Annotated in this window: 23 protein-coding genes and 1 pseudogene; 9 read left to right on the top strand and 15 right to left on the bottom strand. The window is 69.5% G+C overall.

Translation table 11 applies throughout. The features are described from left to right. Positions 1–17 precede the first annotated feature (17 nt). Positions 18–212: a DUF6959 family protein gene (locus ACZ5NW_RS07180; protein ID WP_468742708.1), complete on the bottom strand. Its 195-nt coding sequence runs from the start codon at positions 210–212 to the stop codon at positions 18–20. Between the two features lie 244 nt (positions 213–456). Here ACZ5NW_RS07180 and ACZ5NW_RS07175 point away from each other — a divergent pair, with 244 nt between their 5' ends. Next, positions 457–1,104, top strand: coding sequence for a hypothetical protein (locus ACZ5NW_RS07175; protein ID WP_468742707.1), 648 nt, complete (start codon positions 457–459; stop codon positions 1,102–1,104). A gap of 325 nt (positions 1,105–1,429) precedes the next feature. Here ACZ5NW_RS07175 and ACZ5NW_RS07170 read toward each other — a convergent pair whose 3' ends face one another. Continuing rightward, positions 1,430–2,548 carry an endonuclease NucS domain-containing protein gene (locus ACZ5NW_RS07170; protein WP_468742706.1) on the bottom strand — a complete coding sequence of 373 codons (1,119 nt, stop codon included), beginning with the start codon at positions 2,546–2,548 and terminating at the stop codon, positions 1,430–1,432. Between the two features lie 496 nt (positions 2,549–3,044). Between ACZ5NW_RS07170 and ACZ5NW_RS07165 the strand changes: the two genes are divergently transcribed. Next, a complete protein-coding gene (locus ACZ5NW_RS07165; RefSeq protein WP_468742705.1) occupies positions 3,045–3,863 on the top strand; it encodes a hypothetical protein in 819 nt (272 codons plus the stop codon). A gap of 267 nt (positions 3,864–4,130) precedes the next feature. On the opposite strand, the pseudogene ACZ5NW_RS07160 reads toward ACZ5NW_RS07165, so the two are convergent. Then, a pseudogene (locus ACZ5NW_RS07160) lies at positions 4,131–4,313 on the bottom strand (DNA mismatch repair protein MutT); the annotation flags it as partial. 269 nt (positions 4,314–4,582) lie between these two features. Beyond that, a complete protein-coding gene (locus ACZ5NW_RS07155; RefSeq protein WP_468742704.1) occupies positions 4,583–5,086 on the bottom strand; it encodes a hypothetical protein in 504 nt (167 codons plus the stop codon). Between the two features lie 704 nt (positions 5,087–5,790). Here ACZ5NW_RS07155 and ACZ5NW_RS07150 point away from each other — a divergent pair. From ACZ5NW_RS07150 to ACZ5NW_RS07130, 5 genes are all read left to right on the top strand, one after another. After that, positions 5,791–7,020 (top strand): helix-turn-helix domain-containing protein, encoded by a 1,230-nt coding sequence (locus ACZ5NW_RS07150; protein ID WP_468742703.1) that lies wholly within the window; start codon positions 5,791–5,793, stop codon positions 7,018–7,020. Positions 7,021–7,075: 55 nt separating this feature from the next. After that, a complete protein-coding gene (locus tag ACZ5NW_RS07145; protein ID WP_468742702.1) occupies positions 7,076–7,516 on the top strand; it encodes a hypothetical protein in 441 nt (146 codons plus the stop codon). Positions 7,517–7,563: 47 nt separating this feature from the next. Beyond that, entirely contained in the window at positions 7,564–8,034 is a 471-nt protein-coding gene (locus ACZ5NW_RS07140) for a hypothetical protein (RefSeq protein WP_468742701.1), read from the top strand. Positions 8,035–8,162: 128 nt separating this feature from the next. After that, positions 8,163–9,278, top strand: coding sequence for a hypothetical protein (locus ACZ5NW_RS07135; RefSeq protein WP_468742700.1), 1,116 nt, complete (start codon positions 8,163–8,165; stop codon positions 9,276–9,278). Further along, a complete protein-coding gene (locus tag ACZ5NW_RS07130; protein ID WP_468742699.1) occupies positions 9,275–9,634 on the top strand; it encodes an ASCH domain-containing protein in 360 nt (119 codons plus the stop codon). Before ACZ5NW_RS07135 ends, ACZ5NW_RS07130 begins: the two co-directional genes overlap by 4 nt. 176 nt (positions 9,635–9,810) lie before the next feature. On the opposite strand, the gene ACZ5NW_RS07125 is transcribed toward ACZ5NW_RS07130, so the two are convergent. Both ACZ5NW_RS07125 and ACZ5NW_RS07120 read right to left on the bottom strand, forming a co-directional pair. Beyond that, positions 9,811–10,557 (bottom strand): lysostaphin resistance A-like protein, encoded by a 747-nt coding sequence (locus tag ACZ5NW_RS07125; RefSeq protein ID WP_468742698.1) that lies wholly within the window; start codon positions 10,555–10,557, stop codon positions 9,811–9,813. Positions 10,558–10,697: 140 nt separating this feature from the next. After that, complete coding sequence (locus tag ACZ5NW_RS07120; protein ID WP_468742697.1) at positions 10,698–11,711, bottom strand: LacI family DNA-binding transcriptional regulator; 1,014 nt, start codon at positions 11,709–11,711, stop codon at positions 10,698–10,700. Positions 11,712–12,082: 371 nt separating this feature from the next. On the opposite strand from ACZ5NW_RS07120, the gene ACZ5NW_RS07115 reads away from it, so the two are divergent. Beyond that, a complete protein-coding gene (locus ACZ5NW_RS07115; protein WP_468742696.1) occupies positions 12,083–13,048 on the top strand; it encodes a glycoside hydrolase family 6 protein in 966 nt (321 codons plus the stop codon). Between the two features lie 86 nt (positions 13,049–13,134). After that, positions 13,135–14,409 carry a glycoside hydrolase family 6 protein gene (locus ACZ5NW_RS07110; protein ID WP_468742695.1) on the top strand — a complete coding sequence of 425 codons (1,275 nt, stop codon included), beginning with the start codon at positions 13,135–13,137 and terminating at the stop codon, positions 14,407–14,409. Positions 14,410–14,448: 39 nt separating this feature from the next. Here the strand turns inward: ACZ5NW_RS07110 and ACZ5NW_RS07105 are convergent, their stop codons facing one another. The 9 genes from ACZ5NW_RS07105 to ACZ5NW_RS07065 all read right to left on the bottom strand — a co-directional run bounded on the left by ACZ5NW_RS07105 (position 14,449) and on the right by ACZ5NW_RS07065 (position 22,545). Further along, positions 14,449–15,357 (bottom strand): amidohydrolase family protein, encoded by a 909-nt coding sequence (locus ACZ5NW_RS07105; RefSeq protein ID WP_468742694.1) that lies wholly within the window; start codon positions 15,355–15,357, stop codon positions 14,449–14,451. A 63-nt stretch (positions 15,358–15,420) separates the two neighbouring features. Next, on the bottom strand, positions 15,421–16,140 hold the full coding sequence (locus ACZ5NW_RS07100) for a FadR/GntR family transcriptional regulator (RefSeq protein WP_468742693.1): 720 nt from the start codon (positions 16,138–16,140) through the stop codon (positions 15,421–15,423). Continuing rightward, a complete protein-coding gene (locus tag ACZ5NW_RS07095; RefSeq protein WP_468742692.1) occupies positions 16,131–17,144 on the bottom strand; it encodes an aldo/keto reductase in 1,014 nt (337 codons plus the stop codon). Before ACZ5NW_RS07095 ends, ACZ5NW_RS07100 begins: the two co-directional genes overlap by 10 nt. Before the next feature lie 35 nt (positions 17,145–17,179). Further along, a complete protein-coding gene (locus ACZ5NW_RS07090; protein ID WP_468742691.1) occupies positions 17,180–18,217 on the bottom strand; it encodes a PfkB family carbohydrate kinase in 1,038 nt (345 codons plus the stop codon). Next, entirely contained in the window at positions 18,214–18,846 is a 633-nt protein-coding gene (locus ACZ5NW_RS07085) for a bifunctional 4-hydroxy-2-oxoglutarate aldolase/2-dehydro-3-deoxy-phosphogluconate aldolase (RefSeq protein WP_468742690.1), read from the bottom strand. The genes ACZ5NW_RS07090 and ACZ5NW_RS07085 overlap by 4 nt, the downstream gene beginning before the upstream one ends. Continuing rightward, positions 18,843–19,604 carry an SDR family oxidoreductase gene (locus ACZ5NW_RS07080; protein WP_468742689.1) on the bottom strand — a complete coding sequence of 254 codons (762 nt, stop codon included), beginning with the start codon at positions 19,602–19,604 and terminating at the stop codon, positions 18,843–18,845. The genes ACZ5NW_RS07085 and ACZ5NW_RS07080 overlap by 4 nt, the downstream gene beginning before the upstream one ends. Beyond that, positions 19,601–20,644 carry a zinc-dependent alcohol dehydrogenase gene (locus ACZ5NW_RS07075; protein WP_468742688.1) on the bottom strand — a complete coding sequence of 348 codons (1,044 nt, stop codon included), beginning with the start codon at positions 20,642–20,644 and terminating at the stop codon, positions 19,601–19,603. The genes ACZ5NW_RS07080 and ACZ5NW_RS07075 overlap by 4 nt, the downstream gene beginning before the upstream one ends. Continuing rightward, positions 20,641–21,078, bottom strand: a complete 438-nt coding sequence (locus tag ACZ5NW_RS07070; RefSeq protein WP_468742687.1) for an RbsD/FucU domain-containing protein — start codon at positions 21,076–21,078, stop codon at positions 20,641–20,643. Before ACZ5NW_RS07070 ends, ACZ5NW_RS07075 begins: the two co-directional genes overlap by 4 nt. Before the next feature lie 120 nt (positions 21,079–21,198). After that, entirely contained in the window at positions 21,199–22,545 is a 1,347-nt protein-coding gene (locus tag ACZ5NW_RS07065; protein ID WP_468742686.1) for an L-fuconate dehydratase, read from the bottom strand. Between the last annotated feature and the right edge of the window lie 39 nt (positions 22,546–22,584).

The raw sequence follows: 22,584 nt of genomic DNA, 5'->3' as shown, positions 1-22,584 counted from the left end.
TTCGCCCCGAGTTCCTCCTAGAGGAGGCTTGCCGCTTGGCGGGCCTCCTCCAGATCACCGGCTGCGCAGAGTTCGACGAGTTCGGCTGCGTCGGCGGAGAGAATCCTGAGGGTGTCGCCCTGGACCAGGACTCCAGGAAAGCGACGGCCAGGCAGGCGCACCACAGCGTCGTGGCCAGCATCGGTGAACAGCTCGGCTTCCACTCGTTCCATCGGGTCCCCGTCTCAGTTTCGGTCTCATTCAGCTTGGTTCAGGGCCGTTCGCAGCGGACCCGAGGCCGATGCCAGTGGCACTCTCGGAAAGGGGTGAACGCAGCTGAACGCCCCTGAACGACGCCCACCATCCCACCAACACAGTTGGAAAGCGTGTTGGCGGTGCGAGGCTGCAGCGGGTGTCCGGTGGTGCCGCGCCCAGTTGGGATCGGCGGACGCCAATGCACGCCACCAGCGTGCCGCCGTGATCGGTCACGGCCCTGATGCCGTGGTCTTTCTCAAGCTTCTCGTTGATCGCGTGGACACAAGCCGCGTAATGGGTGCCACCACGCGCGCCCCCACTCGCCGCGCCCATCTGCGCGGAGAACAACACGGCAATGCAATGTGCCCTCACCTGCATGCCTTTGGGGGGATCATGCATATTCGCACCACCGTAGCCGGGCTCGCGTTCGTCGGAGCGCTGTTGGTCGGCTGCAACTCCACCAGCTCGACCGACACCTCGTCGAGCACATCGCCGAAGAGCACGAGCTCCGTGGACGCAGCCTCGACCGAGAAGTCAGACTCAATGAGCGCACAGCAAGCCCTGGCTGCGCTGGGGAAGTCCATCCCGGAGTTGAAGCTCGTCCGGGTCTATACCGAGGCCAACGACCCGAACCGCCTGCTCGGGCGGCCGGGCGGCTACACCAGCAAGGCCGCCTTCTCTGACAGCGTCGAAGTCTTCAAGACCGAGGACGAGGCAAAGGCTCGGGCGAAGTACATCGAGACGATCGCCAAGTCCATGTCCGGCGCAACTGAGTACCACTACATCGTCGGCGGCATCCTCATCCGTGTTTCGAACCTGCTGACACCCACTCAAGCAAGGGACTACGCGGCGGGGGCCAAGAGCCTCTGACTTGCGTAGTACGAAGCGCTCCCCCTTGGGTTTGTCGGACTACCCCGCATGGATCGCAATGGGCCACTCTCTCGCAGATGCGGTTCAGTGATGGAGTGCTCGTCGCGTATCCCGCCTAAAGCCGTGCTCGGCTGGCTGTGGACTATCCGTGGACTCACCTTGCCCGATCTGCCGCGTGTAGGCCCGTGACTTGCTGCGTTGTCCAGGACCCAACTGGCCCCCGGAGACGTGTGCAAGAGGCATTCTCCGCGTCCTCGGTTGCGACTGCCGAAGCCGGGCGTGCGGCTAGACCGCGGGCTGATGGAGTTGAGCTATGACGCTGCTGTCAGGCGTCAGGGATGCCTTGTTCTATGCCGAAGTGGCGGGACACCTCTTCGATCGTGAATCGGGCGCGGAGCTTACAGGCGGAGTTCTGGTTGGCGAAGAAGCCCGTACGCCACAGTGCCTCTTCGCGCGGCACGGCCCGCTCCCAGGTAACCGGGACTATCCACTCACGAGGATCTTCCCCATCCGTCGCTGCCTCCTCAGAGCGTCGATACGTTCCCTCCAGCGGGAGATCAGCCAGCCGTCGGCTTTCACCGTCGATGCTGAGGACGGCGGCCTCGAACGGTTGCGGTTCGCCCGCGACCGTGCCGACCCCCACATAGCCCACCTTGGGGATATGCGTGAACACCCGCGCTCCAAGCGGCAGGGACCGAAGCGTCCGTGAGAACCACTCTCCCCCACCGGCCGAAACGAATCCGTAGTTGAGGGCGTCGCCCCAGTTCCGACCGCCGGGCTCATCGCCGAAGGACACGTACCAATCCGTCCCGTTCCACGGCTCCTGCTTCCCGCGTCCCTTCGACCCGGCCGAGGGCGCCACGGCCTCAACCTCGTCGATCAACCAGGTGCGTGCCAGGTAGGAACGCCCCTCGTCCTCAAAGTAGCGAAAGAAGAGCACGTTGACCGGAACCTGGAACCCAGACGCCAGGTAGGTGACGATCCGCTCCGTCGCCGCATCGATCTCACTCGCGACGATAGTGAGAGCGTGAGTCGAGTTGAGGGCTTCCGGCGGAGTGCCGCCGAACCGCAGCGCGAACGCCTCATCCAGTTGCTCAGCCAGTCCCCGACTGCGGGCATAGGACGCATAGATGTCGCGTATCTGGTCGTTGGTGAGCTCCTGGACCCAGGAACCGTAGTCGAGAACCTGAGCCACCACCTCACGAGGCGTGCGATCCCGCTTGAGCTCCAGAACGTGCAGGCTTCCCTCGGCATCCATGCCCAGCAGGTCGACGACCTTGCCATGCTGCGTGAGCACCTGCCGGCCGATCAGCAGCAGCGGATGCCCCAGGATGCCGGGATCGGCCTCGATGAGTTCCTCGAGCCGAGACTCCAAGGGCATCGGCCGCGTAGCGACTCGCACTGGCTTGTCGTCTACCCTCCACAGTCCGAACTCCAGCGGCATCGCCGTTTCCCCCTCCGCTCAGACGACAGAGCCCAGCTGCCTAGGCGTGGCGACAGAGCGTATGACGCCGAAGCACCGATGACCAGTTAACGACCGGTGGACCAGTAGTACGTGATGGCCGTTGCGGTACAGCAGCGAAGTACAGCAACCATCGTGACCACAGGCGACCGCAACAGCTATCAATGGCCGACTGACCAGCTCACCAGGCCCCGATGCCTCCCAGCCGAGAGCGCGTGGGACGAAGAGGTCGTGCCAGATCGTGCGGGGAACCAGGGGGAATGGCGGGGACCAGGTCATCGGAGAGTCAGGTCCCGTAGTCGGTCCACCGGAGGTCAGCGTGGCAGCCATGCCAGAGAACCCAAGCTTCCCAAGCTGAGGGCTCGTTGACGTGATCGGAGTGAGAGCGTGAAGTCGGCTGCCAGCGTCGCGCAAAACTCATGGTTCCCCTGGAATGCGACAGTAAAGTGGCGCCAGGTAACGGGAGTTAGGGAACAAAGTGGACTTCTCTGACCAGATTAGCCGACTGAAGCGAGCGCATCAGCTCGGAGCGGAGCTGTCGGCCGACATCCAGGCATGGGGCAGCAGTAGTTCTTGTGGTGCACGAGCAAGTGTCGCCGAAGATCGGCTTAGCTGGGAGCTGCAACTCCAGGTGTCTCAGCCTCCGCCACTCGCCGATTGGGGCTTCCGCTTCGGTGAAGCCGTTAACCACCTTCGGGCCGCCGTCGACAATCTGGTCGTGGCCATCACCCGACAATCTGGCATGACGGATGAGAAGCAGCTCAAAGCGCTCATGTTTCCTATTTGCGGCACACCCAAGGAGTGGAAGAGCCGGCAGAAGGCGCTCGCTTGCTTGCCCGACTGGTGTCGCGACGCTCTGGAGCAGGTGCAACCGTTCCAGCGACCTGAGCAAGGCGGCGCCCTCGAAGAAGACCTCCTGCTGGCTCTGCGCGACCTAGATAACAGCACCAAGCACCACCTGCAGGTCAAGCCGGATCTGGCACCACAGACCATCGAGCACGCGCCAGCGGTCGAGTTCGAAACCGAAGAAGGGGCAGCCGCTAGCGTGCCGCCAGACACCGAGGTGATGGTTGCTCCCTTTGAAGACGGTGCCGTCTTGCTCCGGCATCGGACCAATGGCCGCATCAAGTCCGTCCAGGGACAGTACAGCTTCGCGGCTCAGGTTCAGGCCGTCTTGCCCGACGGCCGCATTTTCGGCGTCACGGACCTGCTGGCAGCCATGTGGGAGTACACGCGAGTCGTTATGGAGCACGTGATCGGCGCGGCCGAGCAAGCCGAAGGCAAGTCTGTAGGCTAGCTCGGCGGTCCATCCCAGTTTCCGTCTCATTCAGCCCGTTCACGGCCGTTCAGGCGAGGCCCGGAGCCGTTCCCCCACCATCCGCCAGCCGCGCCTGCACGCAGGTGGAAGCTCCTGCACCCAGCCCAAACCCCCACCACCACAGTTGGAAAGCGTGTGGTGAGGGAAATCCACCTTCCTCCGGCTGGCCGCTGATGATCGTGAGCAACGGCCTCTGTGTGCCGCCGTGGCGATCGGGGTCGCCGTCACCGCAACCTCAAGAGGCCAGCCGAGATACGGCCGATCACGGTGCTCCAGGAAGTGGCGGATCCGGAGTCGCTGCGTGTGGTGCATCGGCAGTTGATCAATCTCGTCTGCCCGGACGAAACGCAGCTCCGTGGACTCGTCCGAGATCGCGATTCGGCCGCCGACCACGCTGGCGGTGAAGCAGATGTTGAACTGTCTGCGCACCGAAGAAGACCTTAAGACGTCTCCCACATTCGCCCTGCTCGCCGACAGCGTCGATCAGAACCTTCGCCTGTCGCACGCTGCGCCGGCCACAGCATCGCGGTTCTGTTCCGCTTCTACGCCAAAGCCCTTCACCGCAACCAGCAGCACTCAAACGAACGCGTCGAGCGAGCCTTGGACGCAAGCGACTGAGTTCTGCCACCACACGGAGAAGGCCCTCACCCCTGGAATCCGCCCAGGGGAGTGAGGGCCTTCTTCACGTCGTGGGAGCGTCAGCTGTGTGCGCCCCACCAGACCCAGCGGTGTGAGTCGATGCCGGCTTCGCCGATGTAGTTGGTGGTGTAGACGGCTGCACCATTGCCCGAGGTGCGGAGAAACACCCCGTTTCCGGTGTCGCATTCCAGGTAGTTGCCATCGTTACTCCACCACTGCCCAGGGGCGTTCCCGCAGTCGCTCATCCAGACGGCGTTGACCGAGGTCTTGTTGTCCGTGGTGAGGCACATGCCGTTGGCCTTGCTCACCAGTCGGCGGAACACAACGCCGTCGTAGTTGCGGGTGTAAGAAGACGCACCCCAGTACCAGTTCCGGGTGGAGAGCGAGTCGTTGCAGGTGTCCGACCAGACCTTGTCACTCACGGTCGAGGAGACCAGGCACTGGCCCTCGTAGTCGTTCATGTACGTCCAGTACGTCGTCGCCGAGGCGGTGGACATCGCGCCTGCCACGGTGAGCATGAGGGCGGCGAGTCCCATGGGCACAGCCAGTTTCAGGGTCTTCATGATCGGCAGGATTGAGGGCAGAGAAGGTTCCCACGCAAATCAAGCGTGAACATGCCATGTCATTTTGGTCATGTCCGTGCGCCAGATGTTGATCCACGTCTGGTCCACACCCAGTGATCCACAGCGCGACAGGGTTGCGTCAAGGTGAGACTGCCTCACGCTGGACGGGCGCCTCCCAGGGAGAACCACCCCTTCTGACCTGTAACACTTCCACTTGCGCGGAGACAGTGGGATTTGAACCCACGGCGACATCGCTGCCACGACGGTTTTCAAGACCGTTCCCTGACCGCCCTTCACCACCCCCCGCTGCCCCGAACAGCGACCACCACGGCCGCACGACCCAAGGCAGCCGCAAGGCCTCAAAATAAAGTGCAGCCACCAAATGGGGGGTGCCATGAGTCCGCCGCGATCACTTGGACGTTGCGTCACCACGGCTGGGCGTTTTGCAAGGTAGCCGATGACTAGGGCGAGGCAGAGGTGATCAGGAGCTGGCTCGAAGAAGGTCAGTGATCTCGGACCTAGTGACGCAACAGCCGGAGTTCTAGGAGATCCGCTAACGCACCGTGCCAGGGACTTCCTGACCAGTAGCACTCCACACGCGGCACGCAGTCTCGGTACCGTCAAGGGTAAAAGCCCGACGGATGGAGCACGATGCCTCGCCGCCTGCCGTACTGCCGGCGCCTCACCGACCGGGGGGCGCGCTGATGCTGGAAGAAGCCGAAGAGATCGGCCGTCGCGCACGCCGTGCACGGCTCCGCCTCGGCATGACGCAAGCTGACCTCGCTGCCGCCCTGGGCAAGACTCAGGGGTGGGTCTCGAAGATGGAAGGCGGGCTCATCGAGCTGGACCGCGTCGGCCTGCTCAGCCTGCTTGCCTCGGAGCTGCATGTACACCCGAACGACTTGATCGGGCGGCCGTACAACAGCTCCCCGGCAGAGAATCAGTGGCAGGTATCCGCCGCCGCGATCATGCGTGAGCTGCGCCGCTACGACCTCGCACCCGTCTTCGACGGAACCCCCCGGCCTGCCCGCCAGCTCTGGCTGGAAACCACCCGCCTGCACCGCCTGCGTGACGCCGCTGCCAACGTGGCGATCATGGAAGTGCTCCCCGATATTTTCCGTGAGGCACGCGCCCTCGCCGAAGTCTCCTCGGGACACGAGCGGGAAGAGGCGTTCGCTATCTACGCCGTATGCTGCAAGTTCGCCCACACGGCCGCGCATGCCCTTGGACACCCTGAGCTGATCGCCATGGCGTGTGAGCGGGCCGCCTGGTCTGCCCGACAGTCCGGCGACCCTGTTATGCCTGCTGTCGCCGACTGGATGCGGGTCTGGGACATGTGGGCCACGGCGGACTGGGACGACTCCATCGCCCTGTCCGACAAGGCGATTCGCAGCGTCCAGCAGGAGTACGACCGGGGTGATCCGCTGGCCGTACGGGCGTGGGGAACGCTGCAACTGCGCGCGGCTGTCTCGGCTGCGCGGGGCGGTCGCAAGGCGGAAGCGAAGGACCGGATCAAGCACGCCCGGAGTGCAGCCATGAGGATCGCGGACGCCGCCGGGCCTCCGGTCTACGACCGTCACAGCTTGACCTTCTCGCCGGGCAACGTGCAGATCCATGCGATCAGCGTCGCTCTGGAGATGCATGAGCAACGTGAGGCCCTGTCGATAAACCGGCGCACGAGCAAGGAGTTGGTTGAGGCGCTGCCCAACTCCCGTCAGGGACACCATCACATGGACCTGGCCCGCGCTTGGTTGTGGGATGGGAACCGCGACAAGGCGCTGAAGGAACTGGAGAAGGCCGAGCGCATCGCTCCCCAGCTCGTCCGCAACCACCCCATCGCCCGGTCAACCCTGCGCAGCATCGTGTACGCCGAGCGGGCGAGTACTCGTGAGAAGCTGCGGCGCATGTCAGACCGCTTCCATCTCGACGGGTGAGGATCGTATTCCTGCGGTTCATATTGGGCCCCGGAGATATTCCTAGCTTCGGAGCATGGCCGAACGAACCGCGAAGCAACTTCCCGCACATGGCGCCGAGTTAAGCACTGGCGCCCCGTTCCACCCCCGCCTCGGCGACCTGGCGCTCGACCTCGCCAAGGGCGGAAAGATCGGCGTATGCGTCGCCTTGCCGAGCGACACCTCGGCGTCGTACCACCTGCGCCCGCCGGGCGGGGGTGAAGACTGGCGTGCCAAGTCGGACGGGACCACCCTGCGCCCCGTGCCGGTCCCGGTCACGCACGTCACGCCAATGCGGCGAGACGCCGTCTACGACCGCCGCGCCCAGCAGGCCGCCCTGCCCGTAACCGTCCACTACGAAGACGGCGGCACCTGTGAGACGGTGCTCGTGCTCACCCCGGCGCAGGTTGAGCTGTACTCCATCCAGTTCACACAGCTCATCGCCGCCAGGGAATCGGCTAGGGAGCATGCGCGGTGAGTCGGGCCGTGCTGATGCTCGCTCCGTCGGCCTCTGCACGTCCTCCGATGCGGTCGCCCATCGCCTTCCGCTGTGAGGCGACCGCCCACGACCTCAGCGGCACCCGCGAGATTCTGCTCGCCAACCACCGCGGCCGGTCCCCGCGCCTCGCCGCCCGCTGGCTTCGCGTCCAGGCATTTCGCCTCGCCTGGCTGCTGTCCCCGGACCCTGGAGCCGTATGCCTCCGGGATGCACCGCTCGCCACCGCAGGGCCGGACGTACCCCGCCCTGATGTCGAACTGCGCGCATGGGCCGACAGCGAGCAGGCATACGAGCACGCACTGCGCGCCCTCGCCGCAGGCCGCCCGTTCCTGTTCACCGTGACGGACTGCGACGCCCGGTACTCCCTCCGGGTGTATCCGCTGCCCACGCACCGCCCGGTGCCCCCGCCAGCCCCCGTCCCCGCCCGGTGCGCACCCCACTTCCCGGCGGGGTCGGGCCGGCATCGCACACCGAGAGGGCGGGGCATGTCCCGATGACCCCCGCCCCCGCGTCGTTCCTGGTTCCCCCGGCGCGGGGGCGTGTCCACTCAACCGGAGCTCTACCGCTGAACGTACACCCGCCGCTCTGCGGCGCAGTCCTGCCCACCCATCGAGGGGAAGACGCGGTGACCACCTATCCCGTATCGCCGAACACCGTGCTGGCCAACGCGCTCACGCACGCTGAGGACCTGCTCAGGCCGCACATCGTCAACGCGGTTCCTGAGCGGATCGTGTTCGTGGTGGGAACGCAGATCAACGGAGCCCCGCACGTCGGAACGTCCCTGGTTCAGTCGCTCACGTTCGCCACCGCAGCCCGGATCCGGGAGAAGTTCGGTGTCCCGGTCGAAGTCCAGTTCGGCGCCCTCGACAACGCGCCGTACGCCATCGTCACCGACAAGGAGACCGGTCACCGCTACCAGCGGGCCTACGCGCACGCCTTGGGTGCCACCGGCATCTCGGAACAGGTCGACAAGCTGTACCGCCCGCTGTTCACGGCCCTGTCCGAGCGTTTGCACGTGTCGTACTCCGTCGAGACCTACAGCGAGCAGCAGGCGGGCGAGCACTTCCGCCGTACCTGGCTGCGCGTGCTGCCCCGCATGGACACTGCCCGCTGGTTCCTATCCCCATCGTCCGGCGTCCCGCACGTCCGTGTCCCCTGCCCACGCCCCGGCTGCGGGTGGGCCGAGAAGTACGCGGAGCGAACCCGTGTCTGTGACAACGGCTTCGAGCGGGCAACCGTCTCGGCGATGTGCCTGCACCACGGCGCATACGAGGTCGTCATCGAACCGGCCAACGGTGGCTACCTGGACCTGGCCACGCTGTATCGGAACCTGGTCAAAGAGCTGGCCATCACGGGAGCGGTCGGCACGCTTCACATCATGGTCAAGGGCGGCGACTGGATGCCCGGCTGCCTCCTCGTCGACGGCGCCCTACAGGCTGTCGGCCTTACCGGCGGGCAACTGCCTGCCCGGCTCTTCTGCCCTCAGATTGTCACGGACACGGGCGCGAAGCTGTCCAAGTCCCTTATCCGGGAGGGGCGATCGCCCTTGCCCGACGGTGCGGCCCCGTGGATGCTCGACACCCGAGAGTGGCCGGGCTCGTTGGCTGAATACGTCGACCGCTTGCTCGGTCTGACGGACGTGTTACTCGCCGACCCCCGCCACTTCTTCCGCTCGTACTCAGCCGGTGAACTCGGCCGACTCATGACCACTGCAACAGCTAGGAGCGTTCCCGCCCCATGACGGAGACTGCCGCCGCGCGCGTCCGCGAACTGAACCTCTATCGCCGGTATTTCGACCTGGTGGCCGCCGGTCAGAAGACGATCGAGGTGCGGGTGAAGTACCCCCACCTCGAAGACCTGGCCGCCGGAGACGTCATCCGCTTCCGCATCAAGGGCACGGACGAGACGTGTGATGTCCTGGTGAAGCGGGTCGCGGAGTACAAGACGTTCGGGGAACTGCTCGACGGGGAGGGGCCGGCGAACGTCAACCCGACCTCCACCCGTGAGCAGCAGCTCGCCAACATCCGCGAGATCTACCCAGCGGAGAAGGAAGCGCTCGGCGCGCTCGCCGTCGAAATCGAGCTCCTGCCGCAGTAGCCCGCCGCGCGGCCCCCGCCCCCCGGGGGGAGGGGACACGCGGCTTCCTCGGTGCCGTCGTTCGTCGCCCGTGCTGCGAGCGGAGGGCGCCAACCATGAGACCGGACCACCCCTCAGCCTGGACAGCGATCCAGGCCGGTCGGCGTGCTCGAATGCGGGGGCGACTCCCCCCGAGTTCAACGCAGCAAGTAGCCCACAAGATAGCCAAGCGCGTTGACCGCCCAGTGCAGCCCCATCGGAGGCAGGAGGCTGTCGCTGCGGCGGCGTAGTTCGCAGAAGAGGACGCCGGCCGCGCCGGTGAACAGGACGGCCCCCAGCACGGCGACGGCGGCGCCGAGCGCGGAGTCGCCCAAGGCGCCGGTGAGCGCGGGTTTCGCGGTCGCCAGGTGCAGGGACGGCAGGACGTGCCAGAGCCCGAACAGCACACTGGACACGGCGGTCGCCCATACAGTGCCCCGGGCCCGGCGCACCAGGCCATAGAGCACGCCGCGGAAGGCGGTCTCCTCCAGCAGGACCGTCCCGACGGGGACCAGCACGAAGGCCCGCAGGAGTACGTCGGCGCCGGTGAGCCGGTCGTACCGCTCGTCCTCGAAGAGCGTGCGGGTGGCCGGCAGCAGGGCACCGGCCAGGTAGACGACGCCGACCAGTCCGATCAGGGTCAGGGCCCATCGGGCGCCGCGGGCCAGGGTGGCTCGGGCGAGACCCGCGTCCGCCCATGTCCCGCCGGCCGCGCGCAGGACACCGAGCAGCAGGGCGCTGCCCACGACCGCCGTCACCAGCGTGGCCGGACCGCTCCAGCGGTGTACGGCGAAGTTGGCCGCGACGAGGATCGCGATGGTGAGCGCCACGGCCGGCCCGATGCCGAGGGTGCGGCGCCGTCGTACGTCGGGCCGTGGAGCCGGGTCGGGTTCGGGGCGGGCCATGGCGAGTCCTCCGGTGCCCCGAGGGAGCGGGCGCCCTCGCGCCGGCGTCCCACGGAACGGGTACCCCACCAGCAGACCAGACGTCCGGGCCACCGCGCATGTCGCCGCGACCGCGGCCACCGGCCGGCCGCTCGGCCCCTTCAGGCGCTGGAGCGGTGGACCAGGTGCGTGGGCAGGATCAGCGGGGTGGGGTCCTGGCCGTTGACGAGGGCGACGAGCATGCGCGCCATCTCGCGCCCGAGGGCCGTTATGGGCTGGTGCACGGTGGTGAGCGGGGGATCGGCGACCTGGGCGACGGTGAGGTCGTCGAAGCCGACCACGGCGATGTCGCCGGGTACCCGGCGGCCGGCCTCACGCAGGGTGCGCAGTGCCCCCGCCCCCATGTTGTCGTTGGCGGCGAACACCCCGTCCACCTCGGGGCGGTTCGCCAGCAGCGCGGCCATGGCGGCGGCTCCACCGGGCTCGGTGAAGTCCCCCTCCTCCGGGGGATACGGCTGGAGGCCGGCCGCGAGCATGGCGTCCTGGTAGCCGCGGTACCGGGCGCGCCCGACCTCGGTGTCCATCCGCCCGCAGATCGTGACCACCCGGGTCCGGCCGAGCGAGAGCAGGTACTCGGTGGCCTCGCGCGCCCCGCCGACGTTGTCCACGTCCACGTACCACCGGGGAGCGGAACCGACCGGCCGGCCGCCGAACACCACGGGCATCCCCGCCTCCTGTGCCATACGGGTCAGCGGATCGCCCTCGCGCAGGGCCATCAGCATGACTCCGTCGACGCCCCTGGAGCGAAAGAGCTCGGCCACCCTTTTGCGGCCCCGGTCGGAGGCGGCCAGACACAGCATCAGATGCAGATCGGCCTCTTCCAGCGCGGTCGACGCCCCCACGATCACCTGGGCGAAGAAGGGGTCCGCGAAGATCGACGGATCCTCTCCGGCGATGACCAGGGCGGCCGCTCCCGTCTGGCGGGTGGCCAGAGCGCGTGCGGTCGGGTCGGGCACGTAACCGAGCTGCTCCACGGCCCGTTCGACCGCCTCGCGTTTGGCGCGGCTGACGTGCGGGGCCTTGTTCAGGACGCGGGAGGCCACCGAGCGGGAGACTCCGGCGCGTTCGGCCACCTCGGCGAGGGTCGACTTCCCGCGCGGCACATCATCTGCCATGAACCATGAGCCCCTCTCTCGGCCTGCCGGAAGGCTTCCCTCCGCTGGCTGGAACCGCTTCCGGTTTTCGTGACTCTAGAGCCTCGTTCTCGCCCTGTGAAGGCATGGGAAGCGCCCATTGCGCATCGACTCTTGACAGTTGAACCAGGGAGCAACACGCTATCGACCACATCCCAAGAGTCCTCAGCACTATTGGGAGCGCTTCCAGTGGGAGCGCTCCCAAGATCCGTCGCCGGGCTCCCGGGAGTGCGCCCCCGCCGGACCCCGGCCAGGCACGCGGGGGCGTCGTACCACCCGCACTCCCTCAGCGCGTCGCACGCTCCCGGACGAGAGCGCGCGGCGCATCCCTGCCAGGAAATCGAGGTTTCTTCATGCGCCGCAGCCTCCGCGCCCTCGCCACGGGGCTCCTCGCCCTGCCGCTCGCGCTCGCCGTCGCCCCCTCCGCCCACGCGGCCGACCCGACCACCATGACCAGCGGCTTCTACGTGGATCCCGACTCCTCCGTGAAGCGGTGGACCGCTGCCAATCCCGGCGACGGCCGGACAGCCGCGATCAACGCCTCCATCGCCAACACCCCGATGGCCCACTGGTTCGGCTCCTGGAGCGGCTCCATCGGCACCGCCACGGGTGCGTACGCGGGCGCGGCCGACCAGCGGGACAAGCTGCCCATCCTCGTCGCGTACAACGTCTACAACCGCGATTACTGCGGCGGGCACTCCGCCGGCGGCGCCTCCTCGCCGTCCGCCTACGCGACCTGGATCGCCCAGTTCGCCGGCGGGATCGCGAACCGCCCCGCCGTGGTCCTCCTTGAACCGGACTCCCTCGCCGACTACGGCTGCATGACCCAGGCACAGATCGACGAACGCAGGGGCATGATCTCCGGCGCTGTCTCCCAGTTCAGCCGCCAGGCCCCCAACACCTGGGTCTACCTCGACGCCGGAAACCCGGGCTGGGCGAGCCCGGCGACCATGGCCCAGCGCCTCGACGGAGCCGGCCTGCGGCAGGCCCACGGCTTCTCGCTCAGCATCTCCAACTACTTCACCACGGCCGAGAACACCGCCTACGGCAACGCCGTCAACAACGAGCTCAGCGCCCGCTACGGCTACACCAAGCCGTTCGTCGTGGACACCAGCCGCAACGGCAACGGCTCCAACGGCCAGTGGTGCAACCCCTCCGGCCGCCGTATCGGCACTCCCACCCGGACGGGCGGAGGCGCCGAGATGCTGCTGTGGATCAAGACGCCGGGCGAGTCCGACGGCAACTGCGGCGTCGGAAGCGGCTCTTCGGCCGGACAGTTCCTCCCCGAGGTCGCCTACAAGATGATCTACGGCTACTGATCCGGGACGGCCCGGCGCCGCGCGGGCACCCCGCCTCGCGACCGGGCAGCGCACACCCCTCCACCCCTCATCGACCAGGAACAGCCTTGAAACCACGCACCTTCCGACGCACGACGGCCTCCCTCTTCGCGGCACTCACCGCCTGCGCCGCCCTCACCGCGCCCCAGGCACACGCCACGCCCACACGGGACGCGAGCACCCCCTCCACCCGGTTCTACGTCGACCCGCACAGCAAGGCCGCGCGGCAGGCCCTCGTCGACCTCAGGAACGGGGACCTCCAAAACGCCACCAACATGGCCAAGGTGGCGAGTTGGCCCCAGGCCGACTGGTTCACCGAGGGCACACCCCAGGAGGTGCGCGTCAAGGTGAACAAGCTCGTCCGGCGCGCCCACGCGGTCGACCGGACCCCGATCCTGGTCGCCTACGACATCCCCGGGCGGGACTGCTCCCAGTACTCCAGCGGCGGAGCCTCCTCCTCCGCCGCGTACCGCCAGTGGATCGACGCCTTCGCCGCCGGCATCGGGAACAGCAAGGCGGAGGTCGTCCTCGAACCCGACGGACTGGCCCTCCTCCCCCGGGAGTGCGGGCCCGCCGTGGACCCCACCGGCGAGCTCACGGCCGCCCGTATCGCCGACCTGGCCTACGCCGTGAAGACCCTGAAGGCCCGGCCGCACACCGCCGTCTACCTGGACGCCGGCAACGTCCAGTGGCGGTCGGTCGGCGACATGGCCCGGCGGCTGCTGGACGCCGGCGTCCAGTACAGCGACGGCTTCTCCCTGAACGTGTCCAACACCCACCCCACCGACCACAACACCCGGTACGGCACCTGGATCGCCCGGTGCATGTGGTTCGCCACCCGGGGCCCCGAGCAGGCACGCGGCCACACCGACTGGTGCGCCAGCCAGTACTACTCGTCCGCCGCTCCCAACGACGGCGCTCCCGGCAACGCCGTGTCCTCCACCGACCCCACGACCTGGCGGTGGACGGACGCCTGGTTCGACCAGAACGTGGGCGCGGCACCGGCCGACGAGCTGCGTCACTTCGTGATCGACACCAGCCGCAACGGATTGGGCGCCTGGTCGCCGGAGCCGGGCAAGTACAGCGGGGACCCGGAGATCTGGTGCAACGCGCCCGGCCGCGGTCTCGGCCTGCGTCCGACCGCCGACACGGGCGTCCCGCTCGTCGACGCCTACCTGTGGATCAAGATCCCCGGTGAGTCGGACGGCAGCTGCACGCGCAACACCGGCGGCACGATCGACCCCGAGTACGGCATCGTCGACCCACCCGCCGGCACCTGGTGGCCCGACCAGGCCCACACCCTGGCCCGCAACGCGGCGCCGCGCCTGACGTTCAACCGCTGAACACCGTGGGCACCGGTACCCGACCGGTGCCCACACAGGTCACTCCGGGTGCCTCAGCCGGTAGGCGCGGGACGCCGTGCCGCCGAAGACCTCGGCGCGCTCGGTGTCCGTGAGGCCCGCGGTCAGCTCCTCGGCCACGGTGACGACCTCCTCGTACGAGGCGGCCAGCAGGCACACCGGCCAGTCGGAGCCGAACATCACCCGCTCCGGGCCGAAGGCGTCCAACGCGACGTCGGCGTACGGGCGCAGGGCGGATGTGCTCCAGTGCTCCCGCTCGGCCTCGGTGACCATGCCGGACAATTTGCAGAACACGTTGGGATGCGCCGCCAGTTCGCGGATCAGGGACGCCCACGGCTGGAGGTCGCCCCCGGCGATGGGGGGCTTGGACAGATGGTCGAGGACGAAGGTCAGCTCGGGCAGCGCCCGTACGGTGGCGATGGCGGCGGGCAGTTGGTGCGGCAGGGTGAGCAGGTCGTAGGCGAGGCCCGCGGCGCCGACCGCGCGCAGGCCCTGACGTACGTCGGGCCGGTTCAGCCAGTCCGGGTCCGGTTCGCCCTGCACCAAGTGGCGTATGCCCACCAGGAGTTCACCGCCGGGCCCGGATCGCAGGGCGGCCAGGGTGTCGGGGAGGCGGTCCGAGGTGAGGTCGGCCCAGCCGACGACGCCCGCCACCTGGTCGGATCGGCCGGCCAGGGCCAGGAACTCCGCCGTCTCGTCCGTCTCGGGCAGCACCTGGACCAGGACCGTACGGTCGATGCCCGCGGCGGCGGTCTCCCGCGCGAGGTCCGCCAGGGTGAAGTCCCGCCGCACGGACGCCATGTCGGGTGCGTCGAGCCAGTGGTGCGCGCGGCGGCGGGGGCCGGAGTCCGCCGTCGGCTCGGTGGCGGACGCCGGCTCGGTGGCGGACGCCGGCCGCCAGATGTGATGGTGCGCGTCGATCCTGGTCACGGTCTCTCCGGTCCGGGGGATGCGGCTGAGGGGCGTGCGGAGCGGTGTCGGCGTACGCGCCGGTCAGCTCGACGCCGTGCCGAAGGGCAGGGCCTCGCCCGAGCGCAGGTGTTCTTTCAGCCACTGCTCGGTGTTGCTCACGTGCAGCAGCGCGGCCGCCTGGCTGAGGGCGGCGTCGCGGGTGCACAGGGCGTTGAAGATCGCCTCGTGCTCGGCGAGGGTGCGGCCCCCGGCCTTGTCGTCGACCAGGCCGCGCCAGATGCGGGCGCGCAGGGTGCGGCCGGAGATGCCTTCCAGGAGCGTGAGGAGGGTCTCGTTGCCGGTGGCCGAGACGACGGCGCGGTGGAAGGCCGCGTCGTGGGCGTTCAGCTGCTCCACGTCGTCGCGGGCCTCGCGCATGGCGTCCAAGTGCCGCTTGACTTCGGCGAGTTGCTCATCGGAGATACGGAGGGCGGCCAGGGCCGTGGCGACCGGTTCGAGGAGCCGCCGTACCTCCATGAGGTCCCGCAGCGCCACCGAGTCGCCTTGCAGCAGCTCCACCGCGCCGCCGACGCCGGCCAGCAGCAGGCTCGGCTGCAGGCTGGTCACGTAGGTGCCGTCGCCCCGGCGGACCTCCAGGACCCGCGCGACGGCCAGCGCCTTGACGGCTTCGCGGGCGAGGTTGCGCGAGAGCCCCAGCTGGGCGGCCAGGTCCGGTTCCGGTGGCAGCTTCGACCCCGGCGGCAGGGCACCGGTCCGGATCAGCTCACGGATCTGCTCGATGGCCTTGTCCGTCAAAGACACCGCGCGTCCCCTTCCCCACGGTGCTCCGCGAGCACGTCCGGCCTGATCAGCCCCTGAGCGCGGAGATCGTCCCAGAGACCGTCCGGGACGCGCTGATCATGGAGTTCCACGTTCCGTCCGACCTGTTCCGGGGTCCGCATGCCGAGGGTGACGTTGATGATACTGGGATGCGTGTACGGGAAGGCGATCGCGGCGGCGGGCAGGGTCGTCCCGTACGCCTCGCAGACCTCGGCGATCGCCCGCGCGCGGGCGACCAGCGCCGGCGGGGCGTCCTGGTAGTCGTACTTCATGCCGTCGGCGGGCCGGTCCTGGGAGAGCAGTCCCGAGTTGAACACGCCCACCGCCACCACGCTCTTTCCGAGTTCCCGCGCGGCGGGCAGGACGTCGTCGAGGGCCGACTGGTCCAGGAGCGTGTAGCGCCCGGCGAGCATGACCACGTCGGCGGCGGTCTCGCGCAGGAACCGGGCGAGCATCGCCGACTGGTTCATGCCGGCGCCGATCGCGCCGACCACGCCCTGGTCGCGCAGTTCGGCGAGGGCGGGCATGGCCTCCTCGGCGGCCTGCCGCCAGTGGTCGTCCGGATCGTGCAGATAGACGATGTCGAGGCGGTCCAGGCCGGTGCGCTCCAAAGTCGCCTCGATGGAGCGCAGAACGCCGTCCCGGCTGAAGTCCCACTGGCGTCGCAGGTCGTCGGGGACGACGAAGCCCTCGGTGTCGACGCCTCGCGGCTCCTCGTTGGGCACCAGCAGCCTGCCCACCTTGGAGGAGACGACGTACTCCTCGCGGGGGCGGCCGCGCAGGGCGGCGCCCAGACGGCGCTCGGAGAGGCCGAGGCCGTAGTGCGGCGCGGTGTCGAAGTACCGCAGGCCGGCCTCCCAGGCCGCGTCGACGGCGGCTGTCGCCTCGGCGGCGGGCGTGACGCGGTAGAGGTTGCCGATCACGGAGGCCCCGAAGCCGAGCTCGGTGAGCGAGACGGACGTGTTGTGGATCTTCCGCTGGTGCAAGTCGTGCTCCTGGGATACGTGCGGTGGGGTGCCGGTCAGCGTCTGACGTGGGGGGAACCGCCCGCGATGAGCGCCTCGACCTCGGCGAGCGAGGCCATGGAGACGTCTCCGGGCGTGGTCATGGTGAGCGCGCCGTGGGCGGTGCCGTAGGCCAGGGCCCGCTCCAGGCCGGCGCCGGTGAGCAGTCCGTGGATGAGGCCGGCGGCGAAGGCGTCGCCGGAGCCGACGCGGTCCAGGACGTGCAGGCCGGTCATCCGGGGGCCGGTGACGACGCCGGTGTCGGCGGACCAGGCGGCCGAGGACCAGTCGTTGACCCCGGCCGAGGGCACCTCGCGCAGCGTCGTGGCCACGACGCCGACCTGGGGCAGCAGGCCGGCGACCTCGGTGAGGACGTCCGTCACCTCGTCGGCGGCGATGCGCGTCTGTCCTGGGTGTGTCCCGGCCAGGCCGAGGGCGCCCACCACGACGTCGGCGTGCCGGGCGAGCCGCAGGTCGGTCTCGCGGGCCCGGTCGGCGCCGCCCCGGCCGGCCCAGAGGCTGGGGCGGTAGTTGGGGTCGTAGGAGACGGTGACCCCGTGCCGGCGGGCCGCCGCCATGGCTTCGTCGGCGACGTCCACCGTGGTGTCGGACAGGCCGGCGAAGATACCGCCGGTGTGGAACCAGCGCACCCCGGCCGAGAAGACCGCATCCCAGTCGACGTCCCCTTTGCGCAGCTGGGAGACGGCGGTGTGGGCGCGGTCGCTGACGCCGAGCGCGCCCCGGATGCCGTAGCCGCGTTCGACGAAGTTGAGGCCGTTGCGGGCGGTGCGGCCGATGCCGTCGTCGGGCACCCAGCGGATCAGTGAGGTGTCGACACCGCCCTGGAGGATCAGGTCCTCGACGAGCCGACCCACGGCGTTGTCGGCGAGAGCGGTCACGACGGCGGTGCGGTGTCCGAAGCAGCGGCGCAGGCCGCGTACGACGTTGTACTCGCCGCCGCCCTCCCAGACCTGGAAGGTGCGGGCGGTGCGGATACGCCCCTCGCCCGGGTCGAACCGCAGCATCACCTCGCCGAGGGCCACCACGTCGGTCACGTCCCGCTCCTCTCCACGGCGTCGGCGGTCAGCCGGCGGATCTCCGCGTAGTCACCGCGGCGAAGGTGGTCGGGGGTGGCCATCCAGCTGCCGCCGACGGCGAGGACCGCCGGGTCGGCGAGGTAGGCGGCCATGCGGTACGCGTCGATCCCGCCGGTCGGCACGAACCGCGTCCCGGGGAAGGGAGCCGCGAGCGCTCGCAGCGTCCGCAGGCCGCCGAGCGACTCGGCGGGGAAGAGCTTCACGGTGTCCAGGCCCGCCTTCAGGGCGCGCATGAGCTCGGTGGCGGTGGCGATGCCGGGCACCACGGGCACGCCGAGCTCACGGCATTTCGCGACGACCTCCTCGTCGAAGCCGGGCGAGACCACGAAGCGGGCCCCGGCCGCCACGGCCCGCTCCGCCTGCTCGGCCGTGAGGATCGTGCCGGCGCCGACGGCCAGGCGAGGGTGCGCGGCCATCGCCTTGACCACCTGTTCGGCGTCGGGCGTGCGGAAGGTGACCTCGGCGCACCGGGCGCCGCCCGCCGCGAGGGCTTCGGCCAGCGGGCTCGCGGTGTCGACGCGGGGCACGGTCAGGACCGGCATCACCCGGGCACCGGCCAGCACGGAGGCCAGATCGGTGCCGCTCATCGGCCGAGCCATCCGCCGTCGACGGGCAGGACGACGCCGTGCACGTAGGCGGCGGCGTCCGAGGCGAGGAACACGGTGGCGCCCGCGATGTCGTCGGCGTCGCCCCAGCGGGCGGCCGGGATGCGGTCCAGGATCGCCTTGCTGCGCACCGGGTCGTCCCGCAGCGCCTGGGTGTTGTCGGTGGCGATGTAGCCGGGGGCGATGGCGTTGACGTTGACGCCGTGCGGGGCCCACTCGTTGGCCAGCGCCTTGGTCAGACCCGCGATGCCGTGCTTGGCGGCGGTGTAGCCGGGGACGGTGATGCCGCCCTGGAAGCTGAGCAGCGACGCCGTGAAGATGATCTTTCCCTGGCGGCGTGCCACCATCGGCGCGCCCACCGCGCGGGTCAGCGCGAACTGCGCGCTCAGGTTGACCTGGAGCACCAACTCCCAGTCGGCGTCGGAGTGTTCGGCGGCCGGAGTACGGCGGATCGTGCCCGCGTTGTTGACCAGGATGTCCACCGGCCGCTCGCGTGCGGCGAGGTCCGCGCCCAGGGCCCGTACGGCCTCGGGATCGGCGAAGTCGGTCCGGATCGCCTCGAAGGTGCGGCCCGCGGCGAGGACGTCCTTCTCGACCGCGCTGCCGGACTCCTCCAGTGATGCGCTGACCCCGATGACGTCCGCGCCGGCCTCGGCGAGGGCGCGGGCCATGGCCCGGCCGATGCCGCGCCGGGCCCCGGTGACGACGGCGAGCTTCCCGGTGAGGTCGAAGGCGGTCATACGGCGTCTCCGTCGGCGTCGGTGGTGCAGTCCACGAGGATCTTCATCACGTCGCCGCCGCCCTCCAGGGCCTCGAAGGCGGCGGGGGCCTGGGTGAGCGGCACGACCTTGCTGATCAGTCGGCCGGCCGGGATCGTGCCGTCGGCCACCAGGGTCACCGCCTTCTCGAAGTCGCCGCGGTCGTACAACCGGGCGCCGACCAGGGTGAGTTCGCGCCAGAAGAAGCGGTGCAGGTTCACTTCGCGGGGGCGCGGATGGATGGCGACCAGGCACAACCGGCCGCGCACACCCAGCACCTCGACGGCCGTGTCCACGCCGCCCGCCGCGCCGGACACCTCGAAGGCGACGTCCGCGCCCGCGTCGCCGGTCCACTCCCCCACCAGCGCCGGCACGTCGTCGGCGGCCGGGTCCCAGGTCGCCAGGCCCAGCTCCTCGGCAAGCAGCCGCCGGTGGGCGCTCAGCTCGACGACCCGCACATCGGCGCCCGCGGCCCGCGCCACCAGCGCGATGAGGATGCCGACCGGGCCACCGCCGACCACCACGACGCGCTCGCCGTCGCGGACCTGGGCCCGGCCCACGTCGTGCACGGCGACCGCCGTGGGCTCGACGAGTGCGGCGTGGTCCAGGGCGAGGGTGCCGGGCAGCCGGATGAGCGTCGAGGCGGGTACGGTCCAGCGCTGCTGCATCGCGCCCGGGGAGTCGATGCCGATGAAGTCCAGGTGCTGGCAGATGTGCTGATGCCCGGAGCGGCAGGCCGGGCAGGTGTCGTCCCAGCGCAGCGGCATCACGGTGACCGCGTCGCCGGGCGCCCAGCCCTCCACGCCCGGCCCCACCTGCGTGACCAGGCCGGACATCTCGTGTCCCAGGACGGCGGGCGTGTGGACCCGGGCGTCCATGTCGCCGTGGAAGATGTGCAGATCGGTGCCGCAGATGCCGACGTAGGCGGGGGCCAGCTCCACCTCGCCGGGTCCGGGCGGCGTACGGGTTGCGGGCGCCGTGTCCAGGGTGCGGGCGGCCGTGTAGCGGACGGCGAGTGTCATCGTGTCGTCAGGGTCCCTTCAGCGCGGACGCCGATGGTCAGCAGCAGGTTGGCGTAGGTGCGGATGTCGGCGGTGACGATCGCCAGCGCCAGGTCGGGCGAGCGGGCGGCGTCGTAGAAGTCGAAGCGGCCGAGCGTGTCGACCGGGACGGGCGCCAGCATCGAGCGGTACTCGGCGATGGCCGGTGGCTCGGGCTCGCCCTCGGGCGGGACCATCACGTGGGCCGACTCGACGGGCAGGGCGCGCAGCAGGACGTCGAGCACGGTGGTGACGTCGAGGAGGCCGGGGGCCAGGTTGAGGTGGACGGTCCGGGCGCGCGGGCCGGTGGCGGTGCTGGCCGGGTAGTGGCCGTCGGCGAGCAGGACGCGGGCGCCGTGACCGGCTCCGGCCAGGGATTCGAGGATGCCGGGGTGCAGTAGTTCGGTCAGGAGCAAGGGAGTTCGCTCTCCTTCTTGTCGGCGCCGGACAAGGCGGAAAAGGTCTATACCTGTCCGGCGCCCGGTGCAAGGGCTCTTGCTGACAACCGGCGCAAGGGCCTGTCAGGCCTGTTCCTGTCAAGCCGCCGGAGGGAGGCGGGAGGACCAGACCGGGCCGTCGGGGTACGCGTACTCCTTGAGGGACTCGGGGTGCATCTGCGCGCTCAGTCCCGGCAGCGTCGGCGCCAGGTAGTGGCCGTCGACGATGCGCACCGGGTCGACGAAGTGCTCGTGCAGGTGGTCGACGTACTCGATGACGCGGTCCTCGGTCGTGCCGGAGACGGCGACGTAGTCGAACATCGACAGGTGCTGGACCATCTCGCACAGTCCGACGCCGCCCGCGTGCGGGCAGACCGGGACGCCGTACTTCGCGGCGAGCAGCAGGATCGCGATGTTCTCGTTGACGCCGCCGACCCGCGCGGAGTCGATCTGCACGATGTCCACCGCGCCGGCCTGGAGGAGCTGTTTGAAGACGACCCGGTTGGCGATGTGCTCGCCGGTGGCGACCTTGATGGGGCCGACGGCCCGGCGTACGGCGGCGTGGCCGAGGATGTCGTCGGGCGAGGTGGGCTCCTCGATCCAGTACGGCTGGTAGGGGGCCAGGGCGCGCATCCAGTCGATCGCGTCCTGGACGTCCCATCTCTGGTTGGCGTCCACCGCGATGCGGATGTCGTCGCCGACCGCCTCGCGGGCGGTGCGCAGGCGCCGTATGTCGTCCCCCAGGGACGCGCCGACCTTCAGCTTGATCTGGGTGAAGCCGTCCGCGACGGCCTCGCGGGACAGGCGGGCCAGCTTCTCGTCGGAGTAGCCGAGCCAGCCGGGTGTGGTCGTATAGGCGGGATAGCCGGTGTCGAGCAGGTGGGCGATGCGCTGTGCGCGGCCGGGTTCGGCGCGGCGGAGGATCTCCAGGGCGTCCTCCGGGGTGAGGGCGTCGCTCAGCCAGCGGAAGTCGACCTGGGCGACCAGGTCCTCCGGGGACATCTCGCCGAGGAACCGCCAGACGGGCTTGCCCGCCCGCTTGGCGGCCAGGTCCCAGGCGGCGTTGACGACCGCGCCGGTGGCCATGTGGATGGCGCCCTTCTCCGGCCCCAGCCAGCGCAGTTGGGGGTCGTGGACCAGGCTGCGGGAGAACGCGCCGAGGTCGGCGCAGACCTCCTCGACCGGGCGGCCCACCACGTGCGGTGCGAGCGCCGCGATGGCGGCGGCCTGCACATCGTTGCCGCGGCCGGTGGTGAACGCCAGGGCGTGGCCCTCCAGTCCGTCTCCGGCGTCGGTGCGCAGGACGACGTAGGCGGCGGAGTAGTCGGGTTCCGGGTTCATCGCGTCCGACCCGTCCAGGTGCTCGGACGTCGGGAAACGCACGTCCAGCACGTCCAGGGCGGTGATACGGGCAGCGGCCGGGGAGGCGGACAGGGCGGATGGCATGACGGCGACTCCTGTGAGAGCAGGGGCGGTTCGGCCCGT

The organism is Streptomyces sp. NPDC032126 (assembly GCF_055580085.1).
The sequence above is the reverse complement of the archived record's forward strand: the minus strand, read 5'-3'. Positions and strand labels throughout refer to the sequence as shown.